General features: G+C 50.7%; 19 protein-coding genes. 16 read left to right on the top strand and 3 right to left on the bottom strand.

Annotation, left to right across the window (positions count from 1 at the left end):
* Positions 1-345 precede the first annotated feature (345 nt).
* The 7 genes from METMA_RS0122560 (at position 346) to METMA_RS25405 (ending at position 3,476) form a co-directional block, all read left to right on the top strand.
* Complete coding sequence (locus tag METMA_RS0122560) at positions 346-744, top strand: BON domain-containing protein (protein WP_020161392.1); 399 nt, start codon at positions 346-348, stop codon at positions 742-744.
* Between the two features lie 21 nt (positions 745-765).
* Entirely contained in the window at positions 766-1,290 is a 525-nt protein-coding gene (locus METMA_RS0122555) for a hypothetical protein (protein WP_020161391.1), read from the top strand.
* Positions 1,291-1,323: 33 nt separating this feature from the next.
* A complete protein-coding gene (locus METMA_RS0122550) occupies positions 1,324-1,758 on the top strand; it encodes a DUF2383 domain-containing protein (protein WP_020161390.1) in 435 nt (144 codons plus the stop codon).
* A gap of 167 nt (positions 1,759-1,925) precedes the next feature.
* On the top strand, positions 1,926-2,246 hold the full coding sequence (locus METMA_RS0122545; RefSeq protein ID WP_020161389.1) for a hypothetical protein: 321 nt from the start codon (positions 1,926-1,928) through the stop codon (positions 2,244-2,246).
* 106 nt (positions 2,247-2,352) lie between these two features.
* A complete protein-coding gene (locus METMA_RS0122540) occupies positions 2,353-2,631 on the top strand; it encodes a DUF883 C-terminal domain-containing protein (RefSeq protein WP_020161388.1) in 279 nt (92 codons plus the stop codon).
* Positions 2,632-2,634: 3 nt separating this feature from the next.
* The gene (locus METMA_RS0122535) at positions 2,635-3,057 is read left to right on the top strand and encodes a phage holin family protein (protein WP_020161387.1); all 423 of its coding nucleotides are present in this window, start codon (positions 2,635-2,637) and stop codon (positions 3,055-3,057) included.
* Entirely contained in the window at positions 3,054-3,476 is a 423-nt protein-coding gene (locus METMA_RS25405) for a hypothetical protein (RefSeq protein ID WP_020161386.1), read from the top strand. Before METMA_RS0122535 ends, METMA_RS25405 begins: the two co-directional genes overlap by 4 nt.
* 691 nt (positions 3,477-4,167) lie before the next feature.
* Here the strand turns inward: METMA_RS25405 and smbP are convergent.
* Positions 4,168-4,476, bottom strand: a complete 309-nt coding sequence (smbP, locus tag METMA_RS0122520; RefSeq protein ID WP_020161384.1) for a small metal-binding protein SmbP — start codon at positions 4,474-4,476, stop codon at positions 4,168-4,170.
* Between the two features lie 93 nt (positions 4,477-4,569).
* The gene (locus METMA_RS25400) at positions 4,570-5,028 is read right to left on the bottom strand and encodes a PRC-barrel domain-containing protein (RefSeq protein ID WP_036251234.1); all 459 of its coding nucleotides are present in this window, start codon (positions 5,026-5,028) and stop codon (positions 4,570-4,572) included.
* Positions 5,029-5,340: 312 nt separating this feature from the next.
* Between METMA_RS25400 and METMA_RS0122510 the strand changes: the two genes are divergently transcribed.
* The 4 genes from METMA_RS0122510 (at position 5,341) to METMA_RS25395 (ending at position 9,765) form a co-directional block, all read left to right on the top strand.
* Positions 5,341-6,270, top strand: coding sequence for a hypothetical protein (locus METMA_RS0122510; RefSeq protein ID WP_027147550.1), 930 nt, complete (start codon positions 5,341-5,343; stop codon positions 6,268-6,270).
* Positions 6,271-6,478: 208 nt separating this feature from the next.
* The gene (locus tag METMA_RS0122505; protein WP_020161381.1) at positions 6,479-7,042 is read left to right on the top strand and encodes a hemerythrin domain-containing protein; all 564 of its coding nucleotides are present in this window, start codon (positions 6,479-6,481) and stop codon (positions 7,040-7,042) included.
* 532 nt (positions 7,043-7,574) lie between these two features.
* On the top strand, positions 7,575-7,955 hold the full coding sequence (locus METMA_RS0122500; RefSeq protein WP_051114377.1) for a four-helix bundle copper-binding protein: 381 nt from the start codon (positions 7,575-7,577) through the stop codon (positions 7,953-7,955).
* Positions 7,956-8,421: 466 nt separating this feature from the next.
* Complete coding sequence (locus METMA_RS25395) at positions 8,422-9,765, top strand: right-handed parallel beta-helix repeat-containing protein (protein ID WP_051114376.1); 1,344 nt, start codon at positions 8,422-8,424, stop codon at positions 9,763-9,765.
* Positions 9,766-9,931: 166 nt separating this feature from the next.
* On the opposite strand, the gene METMA_RS25390 is transcribed toward METMA_RS25395, so the two are convergent.
* The gene (locus METMA_RS25390) at positions 9,932-10,228 is read right to left on the bottom strand and encodes a hypothetical protein (protein WP_020161378.1); all 297 of its coding nucleotides are present in this window, start codon (positions 10,226-10,228) and stop codon (positions 9,932-9,934) included.
* Between the two features lie 242 nt (positions 10,229-10,470).
* On the opposite strand from METMA_RS25390, the gene METMA_RS25385 reads away from it, so the two are divergent.
* The 5 genes from METMA_RS25385 to METMA_RS0122465 all read left to right on the top strand — a co-directional run bounded on the left by METMA_RS25385 (position 10,471) and on the right by METMA_RS0122465 (position 14,263).
* Entirely contained in the window at positions 10,471-11,829 is a 1,359-nt protein-coding gene (locus METMA_RS25385; RefSeq protein WP_020161377.1) for a right-handed parallel beta-helix repeat-containing protein, read from the top strand.
* 569 nt (positions 11,830-12,398) lie between these two features.
* Positions 12,399-12,887 (top strand): hypothetical protein, encoded by a 489-nt coding sequence (locus tag METMA_RS0122480; RefSeq protein WP_152565087.1) that lies wholly within the window; start codon positions 12,399-12,401, stop codon positions 12,885-12,887.
* A 405-nt stretch (positions 12,888-13,292) separates the two neighbouring features.
* Positions 13,293-13,427 carry a DUF3096 domain-containing protein gene (locus tag METMA_RS26720; RefSeq protein WP_020161375.1) on the top strand — a complete coding sequence of 45 codons (135 nt, stop codon included), beginning with the start codon at positions 13,293-13,295 and terminating at the stop codon, positions 13,425-13,427.
* Positions 13,428-13,501: 74 nt separating this feature from the next.
* Positions 13,502-13,651 (top strand): DUF3309 family protein, encoded by a 150-nt coding sequence (locus METMA_RS26715; protein WP_020161374.1) that lies wholly within the window; start codon positions 13,502-13,504, stop codon positions 13,649-13,651.
* A gap of 186 nt (positions 13,652-13,837) precedes the next feature.
* On the top strand, positions 13,838-14,263 hold the full coding sequence (locus METMA_RS0122465; protein WP_027147549.1) for a BON domain-containing protein: 426 nt from the start codon (positions 13,838-13,840) through the stop codon (positions 14,261-14,263).
* Positions 14,264-14,290: the final 27 nt, after the last annotated feature.

Below are 14,290 nucleotides of genomic sequence, written 5' to 3'. Positions count from 1 at the left end.
GTTCGCGTCCTTTTTGACCAGGGTATCAATTAACAATCATGCCGACAACGCGTCAGGTTATGTTAATGGTGGTGGCGCTGCGCAAACACGCAGTGTCATCACAGGTAATGCCGGTAATGGATCAATGTACGTTGATTCGATTAAGACATCGCCAATGCTTTTTCTCCTGACATCGTACCCGGACTCTTTATATCAGAGCCGGGAACAGCACGCGGCTCAGCTGATGTGTTAGCGTCAAATGCTATGTTCAGGTGATTGGGTATTGTTCAGTAAAGGGATAAGGTTGGCAAGGAGCGCAGGGTAAGCCTTGAAAATAATTACAATTTTTCTTTAAGGAGAATCACTATGTCAAAACGACTACCATTACTGACCCTGGCGGCGGGCTTAATGCTGATGACCGGTCTAGCCAGCGCCGAAGGAACGACCGAACGCGAAAGAATCGGCAGCCCAGCTGAAAACACCGAACGCAATGTGCGTGATGAGGGCGGTGCGACTTTAACGCCTGAGGACCAGCTCGAAAATGAGAGCGATCTCCAGATCACGGCCAATATCCGCAAAACCATTACCGACGATGAATCGCTGTCCGTCAACGCGCACAACGCCAAGGTGATTACGAGAAACGGCAGGGTATCCTTGCGTGGCCCGGTCGATAGCGCAGCGGAAAAAACCAGGCTGCAAGCCATCGCTCAGCAAACGCCGGGCGTGAGTCAGGTTGATAATCAACTTGAAGTCAAAGCCAAGTAATCGCGGGTTAAGGAGAATGTTATGAACAAATCAGTCTTTTGTATCGCGCAAACGAATGACCAGGTGGAACATATCATCAGCCAGCTGAAAGCGGCTGGTTTTGATAATAACGATATTTCCGTGCTATTGCCGGACAAAACCAGCGAGCATGAATTCGGTCATGAAAAACACACCAAATCGCCGGAAGGCACGGCTATCGGCGGCACAGTCGGCATCGGCACCGGCGCCATCATAGGCTGGCTGGTCGGTATCGGCACGCTGGCAATTCCTGGCCTTGGCCCGTTGATTGCCGCCGGGCCTATCATGGGCGCTTTGAGCGGCGCGGCCGTGGGCGCCGCCACCGGCGGTCTGGCCGGCGCCTTGATCGGCCTGGGGATTCCTGAATATGAGGCCAAACGCTATGAAGGCCGGATTCAGGGCGGCAATGCATTGATTTCCGTCCACACGGAAACCTCAGAGGCACGCTCCCAGGTCAAGGACATTTTCGAGCAAGCCAATGCCGAAGATATCTCGACAACGGGTGAGGTTGAAGCGCCGCATCATTAAAGAATTTAGTTTTAAAAACCCGAGGAGGTTGGTATGCAAAACATCGATAAAGTCGAGAAATTACTGAAGAATGAATTGTCCGCGGCAGAGACCTATCATCAGGCATTGGAAAAGTTTGAAGAAGAGGCGCAGCGCAAGGAAATTGCCTATTTAGAGCCGATTTATGAAGAACACACCTCTGCCGTCTCCGAACTGCAAGAAAAGATTCAACAAATGGGCGGCACGCCCACCAGTGATTCAGGCATATGGGGTTCATGGTCGGAAACGGTGATGAGCGGTGCCGAAATGCTGGGCAGGGATGCCATGTTGAATGCCTTGCTGGCCGGAGAAAGAAACGGCCTGGAAGATTATGAACAAGCGGCGCAGGATCCTGATATCCCTTCGGATGTCAGTGCGTTGATTGAGACCAAACTGCTGACTTCACAGCAAGAGAATATTCGTGCGCTGAACCGGCTGCTGCAGAGTTAATTGAAGTGTATCGGATTGAGCGCTTTCAGGATTCATGGATAAGCCGGGCATAAAGCGCCAACCCAGCCAGCATGGCGTTTCAATTTGCTTTTGAGTAATCAGGCAATCGCCAGGGGAAAAAACTGACGGTCTTATTTTCGCGGTTTAAACCATCGTTAGAGGTTAATATGAAGATTCTTAATGTTGCTACGAAAAAATTGTGGTTACCGTTCGTTCTCGGCGGCGGCCTGGTCTGGGGCGCCCAGATGGCGCAGGCCGAAGGCATGGGCGGCACGAGCGCTACCGGGGAAGAAGGCGATGTAACGGAATATCCGACTTTTCAGGAAGTCGATAAAAATGGCGATCACTATGTAACCAAGGATGAATTGGCCGATCATCCTGATTTGCTCAAGCATTTCGATATGGTTGATGCCGGCAAAACCGGCAAGCTGGAAGAGCATGAATACGGCAACCTTATTTTGGAGAAGGCGCAGTCAAGAGGTAGATAATCAATCTCGGCACTGTGTTCGCAAAACATCCACTTAAGGTTCCGTTAGGTTCTGTTTTTTTAAAGGTTCTTGCGATCTTAAAACAATCTCAACGAAGGTAACCATTATGGAAACTATAGACAAATTATCAAGCACCGCGGATGAGGCAGCCGAGAAAATCGCCAGCGCCGCGGAAGAGGCGGCCAAGAAAATTGCCAGCGCCACCAGTCAGGCTACCGAGATGCTCGGCGAGAAAGGCGAGCAGTTAAAAGAGCTGGAAGAGAAACTTGTGGAAGATGCCCGCGACTACATCCGCGAGCACCCGATCAGCTCAATGGGCATCGCGCTGGCGGCCGGCTTCATGCTGAGCCAGTTGACGACGCATACTTTAGAGCACAGGAGATGATAGATGGCTATCCGTACCCCAGAGGAAAGGCCGGTATACTCATCCGCCGCTTCCAGCGAGCCGGTTAGCCATCCTGACTTGCTGGAGGATGTCCGGTCGCTTTGGCTCGAGTTGCGCGGGCTGACCCACGATCATTTAAAACTGGTCACGCTGGAGGCCAGGCGCGCGGGCCGGAGCCTGGTAAGCATGATCGCGGCGGGGGTGATCATGGCGGTCATGCTGATCAGCGTCTGGTTCGGGCTCATGGCGGCTGCCGCGCTGGCGCTGATCGAGAGCAATATGGTGGGCGATATAGAGGCCATACTGCTGGTCGCCGCCGTCAATCTGGTGGCCGCGCTGCTGCTGTTCTGGTTTATTCGGCGCAAAAGCCATTATTTACTGTTCCCTGAGACCATCCGCAGTCTTCGGGATAAGGAGATCTCATGAAACCGGATAAAGACATTCATGATGCAACAGAGGATTCCGGCACGTTAGCCGAGCAAATCAAAGAGATTGAACACCGGATTATGAGCCGGCAACAGGGCGTCCATGCCCGCACCGATATTCTGGTCAAGGATTTGCACCGGCAGATGACCTCGCCGGCAACATTGCTGCTGGTGGGCGGTGTCGGATTCATTGTCGGCGAGCTTACCAAGCGCCCGCCCAAAAAAGAGCGCCAAGCCGCCGCCAGGGCGGATGCCGATGTCACGCCTTTAAAAAAGGCGGTGAATCTCATGTCCTTGCTGCATAGCTTCTATCAGGCGTTACCGCTGGTCTGGATCATGGATGTGCTGTTTCCGGAAGATGCATCGAAAGCCGGCGCTTCCGCCAGCGGCGTTAAAAAAAGCCCCAACCAGCCCGTGTAAAGTGGATCGCCGCGCCCACGGCAGGACAAGGGGGGGCGCCTTCGGGCACCTGCGTGTAGCCGTTTATGGACAGCCTGTCTACTTTTTTCCGGTGCGGCCCACCCCAACAAAGCAGGCCGATTGTCAGCATAAAGCGATCTTCTCTTCACACCGTTATTGTTCTCGATTTTCCGGCCAGGGTTTGCCTGGCATCCATGCCATGGCATCTTTGGATTTATAGACACAGGTGAAACAACCAAAAAAAAACCCCGGAACTACGGACCGAGGCCATGTTCACGCCGAGACATGCTTGCGTGACAGGTGGTGGTAGGAGGCACCCCAAAAATATGTTCAGTTTGTCGAACAGCGTAACGCTTGGTATGGCGCGGACCATGTGACTGCGTGTCAAATGCACTGTCGGCTGGTCTGCCTTCCCCCTAATGATCATTCCTGTCGAGGTGCCCGCCAAAGTACGCCAAGAACATGGCGCTTTTTGACTACGGATAGTCTCAGGGGGCTACCGGTGAATTCGCACCGGCGCGGGCATTGGCACCAGGGCGCTTTCGCCAAATGAGGCTCAAACGCTCCGGTGCTCAGATGCGGCAAGCGGCGTACACGCGCCCCGCGTTCACATCAGTCAAAATTTCCACCAACAGCGATTCGACATAAGCGCTGCCGTTTACTCTTTTCAAGAAAAAAATGAATAGTAAGTTTATTGGGAGGCCTTAAGGTGTTCTTCCGCTTCTTTAGCGGCTTTTTGGGCCATGTCATCGTGGCCCTGATTGCCATGATCAATGGCTTCTTCCAGGCTTTTCAGACCGGCGTCCAAATGTTCATCGGCGATTTTGGCGTGTTTTTGCGCTTCTTCGGCATGCTGGGCGACTGACTTTCCATCCTTTGCCTTAGCAGCCATCATGACGTGCTTAATGGCTTCCTGCAGATGGTTTTCTTCCGCGTAAGCGGCAACAGAGCCCAGGCTCAGCGCGATGCCCGCCGATAATAGAGTCAATTTTATATTCATATAGATACCCTTCCAGTTGTTTTTTATTTTAAAAAAACTCTCGTTCGGACGAGAGAGGAAACCACGCCGCCGGGACAGCGTGGCATTGAATAACTAATGATGTGTAGGGCCGGATTCGCTTGAATACGGTTGCTGAATAGACTCAGTTGTATACGGCTTTGTTCCATAAAAGGAATGGACTTCTCTAGACCAGGTCTCATCCGCCATATCCGGCCAGCGGTCCTTGTCGAACCCGGGCGCCGATTCCAGGCGTTGTTTGTCGACATCCAATGTGAAACGTTCATTTTTGGTATCCAGCTTTAACGCATCCCAGGGTACCGCAAACAGTTTTTCGCCCAGCGTCAGAATCCCTCCGAATGACAGGACGGCGTAAGCCACTCTGCCAGAAGCCATGTCCAGCATGATCTCCTTGATATCACCCAAATCCTCGCCTTTGGTATTGTAGACATCATTGCCAAGCAGTGTGTCCGCCCCCATCAATCGCGGGCCGGGGCCTGATTTATCCAGTTTGCCCTTGTATATGCCATAGGTATCGCGATCTACATAGCTCATGTTCGTCTCCTCATAATGAATTTCAATATAGCCGGAGCGGTTATTCTCCAGCACTTGCTGTAAGAGGATACCTACAGGTTTGGAAATAATCAGTTCGGTTGCGCACATAAAAAAAGAAACCGTGGCCAGGGCCGATTACCGGTGACTTATGTTCGTCAGCGTACTGACATGAGCGGCATTTGCAACTAAGCTCCAATCATCTGTGGAAGAGGGCATTCAGCTCCAAAGAGTTGCTATCGGACATTGCGCAGTTAGCAGTCGCTAGAGCAGATGCTCGGCAATTTTCATTAACTGGATTCGGAGTACATGGTTATGAGCAATTTATCCTATGAACAAATGCAGGCAAGGTCCGGTATATCGGCTACTCAGAGACCAGGCCGGACGCGATGGATAAAACGGGTGTCCTGGGCGTCGGTCTTTGCCGGCGTGGCTGTCGCCCTGGGTGTTCAGGTACTGTTGAGTATGCTGGGCACCGGCATCGGCATGAGCACGGTCGATCCGTTGTCTGCCGAAGGCACGCCCAGCGCGAGCGCATTCAGCGTCGGCGCCGGGTTATGGTGGGTGGTCTCGAGCTTTATTTCGCTGGTGATCGGCGGCTGGGTTGCGGCTCAGTTTTCCGGCTATCTGCGCCATCTGGACGGTTTATTGCACGGCCTGCTGGTTTGGGCGGTGACCACGCTGTTTACGATTTATTTGCTGGGCAGCGCCATCAGTTCGATCGTGAGCGGCGCCGGCACTGTGTTGAGCGCGGGTGCTCGCGGCATGGCCGAGAGTACCTCTTCAGCGCTTTTACGGGACGATATCCGGGAAGATGCGATGGTGCTGCTGTCCAATCAGCCAGGCGCGGGTTCGCAACAGGCAATCGACCCAATGACCGGCATGCCTATCCCGGCAAGACCTCGCTCCAGCGTGATGGATCCTGAATTCAGCATGGCTCTGGAACGGTTTCTGACGGCGGAAGATGAGGATACCAGGATCAGCAATCGTACGACTTTGATCAATCTGCTTGTGACGCGTACGGGTATGAGCATGGATGAAGCGGCGAATCGGGTAGACACTTGGAGCAGTGCCTATCAACAGGCTGAACAGCGAGCCCGGGAAGCGGCCGATAGCACGGCTAAAGCGGTTTCGTGGTCAGCCTTGTGGGGCTTTATCGTGATTCTGCTGAGTGCCATAGCGGGCGCCTTGGGCGGTATTGCCGGAACGCCGATCCCGGATGAAGAGTACCCGGAGGAGGTTTAATCCTCTATTCAGTGGTGCATGTGCCACATTGACATTTTTACCGCGAAGCGCACGAAGCGACAGTCCGCGGCACGTCTTTACCACGGGCTGTCTTTATCAGCACAAAGCTGCAGGCCTTGCATCCCGCCGGGTTGTCAATGGCCGTAAACAGTATTGCACGACTGGAATCCGTTTGTTTTTTCCAGCGTTAATTTAAGGGGAGACCGTTATGAATCAGGCAAAGAGACAATCGGGAGAGCATGGCGGCGGTGAACAGAACGCGATTGCATTGCTCACCCAGGATCACAATAAAGTAAAAAAGCTGTTCGAGGAATTTGAAATGCTTAAGGAAAGCGAGGAAGCCGAGGACGAAAAGCTGGAGATCGTGCAGGAGATCTGTCTGGAGCTTTCGATCCATGCCCAAATCGAAGAGGAAATTTTCTATCCGGCCGCCATCGACTCGATCGGCCAATTGGATATCATGGATGAGGCGATCGTGGAGCATGCCGCGGCCAAGGATTTGATCGATCAATTGATAACGATGGCACCCGAGGATGAGCATTTTGACGCAAAAGTCACGGTGCTCAGGGAAATGGTGGAGCACCACATTAAGGAGGAAGAAGGCAAGATGTTTCCGCGGGTCAGAAAAGCCAATATGGATTTGGCCGCGCTAGGCGGGGAAATCACTCAATTCAAACAGAATCTGCAGATTGATATGGGCTTACTCAGCAGCGTATCGATGAGCAAGGACAAGCCGGCTAGCGAGCAAATGCAGCGGGGCCAAAACCGCTAGCCTGGAAATCGTGAGGCCCGTTTTTCGTGCCGGAGCCTCGCGCTCAACCGCATTCCGAATTTTCATTATTTTCACTGTCGTGACGCACAGACAGAGGGTTATGCCGTCCGCCGCTCCGGGCAGGCATTGTTCACTGGCCAGTGGGAGCGATGCCCACATCGCGACCGGCCGGGCGATTTTAAATCGAGATGCAGTCATCGCTCTCACGGAAACGGCCTTAACCTGAAGGGATATCAGTGGTTATTTTCAGCCGAATCCGCTCCTACCGGTGCCTGAATCAATTGTCTACGTAATATCAGATCTTCATCTTCGTTGCTTGACATGGGACCTGCCGGTTAGATGCTTATCGAAAAATCCGGCTTACCTATCGCAAAAAATGATTTATGTACGGCAACGCACCGACTGCAAATGCTGTTCGGGTTAAATTAGTTATCAGGTTTAAACGTAACGCGCGTGGCGAAACCTGGTGTTCTAGCAAAATAGCGCAGCCCTTTGAGGCTGCGTTTGTCTTTCTAATTTTGGAGAATCGACCATGTATACCAGTCAATCAGAGCAAAGAAAAACCTCAAGCCCATCCTATCAATCCATGCAGTCATGCATCGAAATGTGTACCCGCTGTTCCCAGGTCTGCCGGGAAACCGCCATGAACCAATGCCTGGAAATGGGCGGACAGCATGTTGAGCCGGAACACTTCCGCCTGATGATGAATTGCGCCGAAATTTGCCAAACATCCGCTAATTTCATGCTCAGCAGTTCACGATTCCACAACCGTACCTGCGAAGTCTGCGCCGAAATCTGCGAAGCCTGTGCCATGGACTGCGATAGCATTGGCGATATGGAGGAGTGCGCGTCTACCTGTCGTGAATGCGCCGACAGCTGCAGGCAAATGGCCGGCATGACCACGCAGCACTGAATTTAAACGGCACAGCATGTCTGTTCGGCCCGGGTTGCGTCATCGCATTGGGGCCATTAAAAAATATCAGAAACTTAGCCACAAACCGGCTGTGCAAAATTACTCGTGGCCTCAGGGGCAGTTGAGTTAACGGAAGGGCGGTCAAGCGCCCTTCCATCATTTACCCGATCCGTTTGCTTGCCGGTGCTTCCAATCTTCGTTCGATAAGTTCGATAATCCCATTCTAGTCCGCAAGTCCCGCATGCCGTTTTTCCGCGGCGCATTTGATGAATGTGACGATTGGCTGCTCAATATCGGATCTTGTTATCTATGAAATTGAGCGGTAGTGCCGGAATGAGCGGGGCACATATCGATTTATTGCGATGTTCCCGTTTTTAGCGGACTTGCGTCAGTTATTATGTGATGCGGTTAGCATTTTTAGATGACATTCGCTTCTACAATGTTTTTCATATTAGGAGTGATTATTATGAAAAACATACAAAAAATATCGAATGCATTAGCTATAACGCCGAAGTCAGCCATTGGCACGACTCAGGACGACTTTGCCGGCACCAAGCCGTCTTGGACTGTGCTGAAAAGAAAATACGCTGTTGTTTTTCAGGCAAGCCCGTTGTTGCTTTGCCTGTTCTCCAGTCCAGTCCTGGCGCAGAATTATTATGTCTGTGACAATGGATCGGATAGCAATTTCGGTTCCTCACCTTATGAACCTTTAAAAACCTTTGATTACGCCATGACGAAGTTCGGCCGTTTAAATGCCGGTGACGCCATTTTGTTTTGCCGGGGCGGGACCTTCACATCCTCTTACCCTCGATTGTTTAATCAATACTGTACCCCGGACGCGCCTTGTACCCTCGCCGACTATATACCCCCGAATATCTCGCCTATGGATGATCATCCCTCAATTTCCGATCTGCCGGTTATTACAAGTAGCGGCGCCAACGGGGTGTTGAATTTCCAGGATGGCGGTCCGGCCGATCATGACGAAGGCTATGTGGTCAGGAACCTGTCGCTCAAGGGAAACGGCAGCGGTAACGGCATTTTCCTGTTCAACGACGTGGATTACGTAACCGTTGAGAGCGTGACTATCGATGGCTTTTCCCAGGGGATCTATTCCGCGGGCGCCAATGCCCCCAATCCCGGCGCCAACCAGGTTAACGAACATATCGTATTCAAAAACTCCACCATCATTAATAATGCAGGTGGGGGATGGCTCGGCGGCTGCAATGACTGCGTAATTGATAATAATCAATTCATCAATAACGGCTTTGCCAGAAAACTGAATAACCATAATATAAAATTTGTCGGCCATAATTATTATGGCATTACCATTTCCAATAATTTTCTGAACAAATCAACTCTTGTCAACGGTAAATGCGCGGGCACCTCATTAGCGGTGCATGGGGTTGTACAAGACTTGACGATTGAAAATAATACGATCTATGAAGATATCGGCGCCGCCGAACAATCGTGTTGGGGTATCGGCGTTTATCCTTGGTCTACGGTTGATGAATCCTTTAATAACCTTATGATTGCCGGCAACAGGGTGACCAACGTCGGCAATGTGGGCATCGGTTGCGCTTCCTGCACGGATTTGCAGATCTTGAATAACACCATAACGCATTCCCAGGACTTCGGTTTTGTCGGAATCAAGGTGCCCGTTAGAACGGAGGATACCGTTAAGTCCGACAGGATAATCATTACCGATAATTATATTGAGCTGCTGAACACGAATAAGAAGAGCAAGCAGGGTATTGTCGTGCCTGCCGCCGGCGATGTGAACATAGGCTCGAATGATTTTTTCCTCCGATAAGGAATGGATACCATCCCATATAATTTTACTGCCCTATCGATGCTCGACAGGATGAATCCGGCGTCTTAAAACCCAAGGATGGGTTTTCTCCCTAAAAAACCCGCTATTCGACGCGAGGAATCGACAGAAATAACCGTCGCGGCTGGCTGCATTTTGTCAAACCAGATCAAAATTCTCCGATATTGCTCCTGAAATTCATCAGGACGATATTTTTCAATGGCTTATCGATCATGATGATCCAGTTGAACAGATAGAGCTGATAGTAGATAGATGCGATTTTGAATGTGCGGCAGCGCACGGACTTCCGCATTTTTTGCGTCTTATCTTTGAAGCGCATACTAGCGTTATGGTCTGAGAGAATGTGAAAGCGTGTAGGCTGGGTTGGAGCTTTGCGGAAACCCGGCATAAAGGGCTTCGAAATGCCGGGTTTATCAACCCCGCCTACACCCTGCGTTTTCGACATTCGCCACATCCCTGTGGCTTAGCGCGTAGGCTGGGTTAGCGCTTTGCGGAATCCCGGCATAAGAGGCTAATTCATCCACAGTCTCTAGAGTGCGTATTTTGATTTATTCTCCGATGTATTGGCGGTCTTGCTGTTTTTAACGGACAAACACAAACCGCCCGGCAATCACTATGTGATGCGGTTAGACATTGTTTTTTAGATCACATTTGATTTGTACAATGTTCTCAATTGAGGAAACTATTATGAACGCGACAGACAACGTATCGAAAGCAATCATTGAAAACCCGTTGACGGCTATCGGATTGAATAAGGATGGTCTCGCCGATATCAAACGGTCATGGGATATGACAGAAAAATATACTTCTATGCTTAAAGCCGGCCTGTTATTCCTGTGCCTGTTTTCCGGGGCAGTACAGGCACAGAATTATTATGTTTGTAATAATGGCGACAATAGTAATTCCGGCCTATCGCCTTTTGAACCATGGTCAACCTATGATTATGCCATGTCGAAGTTCGGCGCTTTAAATGCCGGCGATGCCATTTTATTTTGCCGGGGCGGGACCTTTACTTCCTCTTATCCCCGGCTGTTTAATCAGCACTGTACTCCGGATGCGCCTTGCACAATAGCTGACTATATACCTCCAAACGGACCTTCCGGGAACAATAATTCTTCAAACAGCAATTCCTGTACCGACATATTGCCTGTAATTTCAAGCAGCGGCGCCAACGGGGTATTGAATTTCCAGGATGGCGGTCCGGCCGATCATGACGAAGGCTATGTGGTCAGGAACCTGTCGCTCAAGGGAAACGGCAGCGGTAACGGCATTTTCCTGTTCAACGACGTGGATTATGTAACCGTTGAGGGCGTGACCATCGATGGCTTTTCTATCGGTATGTATTCCGCGGGCGCCAATGCCCCCAATCCCGGCGCCAATCAGGTTAACGAACACATCGTATTAAGAAACTCAAGCATCATTAATAACAAGGGACAAGGGTGGCTGGGCGGCTGCAATGACTGCCTGATACATAATAATAAGTTCACTAACAACGGGTTCGAGCGGAAAATATTCAATCATAATATCTACATTGGGGGTAAAGATAATTATGGCATTACGGTTTCCAACAATACGTTATATAAAGCCGCTATCGTGGAAGGCAAATGCTATGGGGTTTCCCTGGTGGTTCACGGTGTGGTAACGGATTTGACGATTAAAAACAACACGGTTTATGAAGATCTTGGCGCCGCCCATCAAACCTGCTGGGGCATCAGCGTTGATCCGGGCTATGCTTCAGAGGAATCGTTCAGCAATGTGGTTATCGCTGACAATAAAGTAACCAATGTCGGCAATATAGGCATCGGTTGCGCTTCCTGCACGGATTTGCGGATTATAGACAACACCATAACGCATTCCCAGGATTTCGGTTTTGTCGGAATAAAGGTGCCCGTTAGAACCGAGGATACCGTTAAATCCGACAGGATAGAAATCACCGGCAATTACATTGAGCTGCTGGATACGAATAACAGGGGCAAGGAGGGTATTGTTGTGAATGTTACCGGCGATGTGAACGTGGGCTCAAATGAGGTCATTATCCTGGAATGATCCCATAATTGCTGGTCGATATTGCACCGACTATTTATTTATCCCGACGTAAGCTGCGTACCGCGGTTGTTCACGGTCTATGCGTTTTCGTCGGGAGTCGAAAAAAATCGCTTTGATAAACCCTTGAATCCAATACCGGTAGATAACCTGAATTCGGGCTAAGAAAAGAGAGCGGATTGTGTTGTCGCTGATATGGCATGGAAGGCGATCGTATTCCAAGCCGTAAACAAGCGGCGGACTGCGATGAAGGGTTTTATCTTGCTCAAATTCCCGATATCCCGCATTAAGGGAATCAGTCGATAATTTATGTGCGACAGCGCACTGACTTTGGCAAGTTCCGTAACTAAGCTTTTAAAACCTACCCGGGTGAATCTATCGATGAGCTAATTCGTGGCAAGTCCCGATACGAATGGCCATTACGCCTTAACAATTGAAGGAGAAAGTCTATAAATCCCGATGGATAGTATTCCCGCTGACAGCGGCCAAATCCAGTCCGCTCAGCCATGTTGCGTCAGACACTGTTTTTTTGATCACAGATGGTTCTACAACGTTCTCAAGAGGAAACTATTATGAAAATCATAGACAGAGCATCGAATACAGCAGCTACAAGGCCAGAAACGGTTTTCCGCATGAATACGGCCGAATTTAGCCAAAAAAAGTTCTGGTTGCCTTTGCTCTTAGGCATCGCTCTGATTTATGTGGGCAATCCACTGTACGCCGGGGAATATGAGAGCTCGGGTAATCAGCCCATGCAATCCGAAGGCATTCAAGGTCAAGGCAGTCAACCGGGAAGAACGCAAGGTACTGAAAGACAGGGTGTCGGCAGGGATACCGAGCCGTCTTCCGGTTATACGGACAAACTGCGTGAGCAGGGCAGCGAAACCATGGAGCGGGGCAGGGATAGAATGAGGCAGGGTATGGATCCCAGTCCGGGCACCGAAGAAATGGAGACTCCCGCTCCCGGCAGTGAAAATATCAACAGGGATACCACCGCCCCAGGCGGCGATAACATGATGCGGGACGCCATACCAGGCGGCAGTGGCATCGATAGGGAATGACAAATTGACGGACGGCAACATGGGGGCAGAGGGCAATAGCCAACACAACGATAGACAAGGCAGGGCGGTCTCCTTTCAACGACAGCGCGGCAGCAGCGGCAGCCTCCGGCACAGGCGGCTGTAAAATGAACAGACACGTAGGGGCGAACCTGTGTGTTCGCCCTTGCTCAACGGTTCACCTATGGCCAGCGGTCCTCCGATAACCCGTTGTGCACCTGAAACTCCTACATTTTCTGCATCATTACATTCCCGTTCCTTACCGATTCCAGCGATCCCGAAAATTTCAATCCCTGAAAAAAACAGTGTTATGTGCGGTATTGTACAGACCGAATTCAATTATAGAGCTAGACTAATTTCGGGTTTACGTAGTGTGATGCAAGTAATTGATTAAATAAGGAGATTTCCATGAGTGCTATGACTATCACGCCTGTTCTGTCCTTGATAATAGGGATATTAATCTTGCTGATACCCAGGTTTTTGAATTATTTCGTGGCTATTTATTTAATTATCGTCGGGATTCTGGGATTGATGCAGCAGTAGGTTTTATGCGTGGATTACATAATGCAGTACCGCGACGATTCATATTGACGTTCACGTTTTAAAGGAGAAACGCCATGACACCCGAAACTATATTATTGATCATTTTAGTCTTGATTATCCTGGGCGTGGTTCCCATTTGGCCTTATAGCCGAAGCTGGGGTTATGGGCCTAGCGGTATACTCGGGGTAATACTGATCGTTCTTTTGATTATGCTCATATTATAGGCGCAGGCCGCCGAACCGATTGGCATAGGCAGTAATCCTCAAGGATTACTGCCGGGCAGGAGCGTGTTTTATAATCTTGACGAATGTACACAAAATAACCCGGGCATTCCCTTTCCTCATCCGGGGGGAAAGGCCCAGGATGCCACGGCTGTTTTGTGCTCTTAAACACATGCCGAGGACTATGCCATGAAAACAAAGAATGCGAACTTATCAAACACAGTCCTTACTGCCGCCTTGTCCATGGCGGCCGGACTGGCCGGCTGCGCTCAGGACAGAGTCGGAGAGCGGACCGGACGACAGGTTGATCAGGCCGCAACAACAGCGGCCGAGACTATGGACGATACCCGCGAGTCGCTGGACGAACAGACCGAAAAAGCCGGCGGCTATATCAGCGATGCCGCCCTGAGCGTCCGCCTCAAGGCCGAACTGCTTAAGGACCCGCACCTGGCCTTGTCCGATATTCGCGTCTCGACTACTGACGGCGTGGTCACGCTTACCGGCACAGTAAGTTCACAAATCGCGGTCACCCGAGCGCTGGAAATAGTGCGCCGCGATCCGAACGTGAAGTCGGTCAAGCACAATCTGGTCGTTAGAGGGCCGGGCAGGGTATAGCCGGTGCGTGCGGCAACCCTGAAAAGA

It is taken from the genome of Methylobacter marinus A45, from assembly GCF_000383855.1.
In the GTDB taxonomy this organism is placed as follows: Bacteria; Pseudomonadota; Gammaproteobacteria; order Methylococcales; family Methylomonadaceae; genus Methylobacter; species Methylobacter marinus.
The sequence above is the reverse complement of the archived record's forward strand: the minus strand, read 5'-3'. Positions and strand labels throughout refer to the sequence as shown.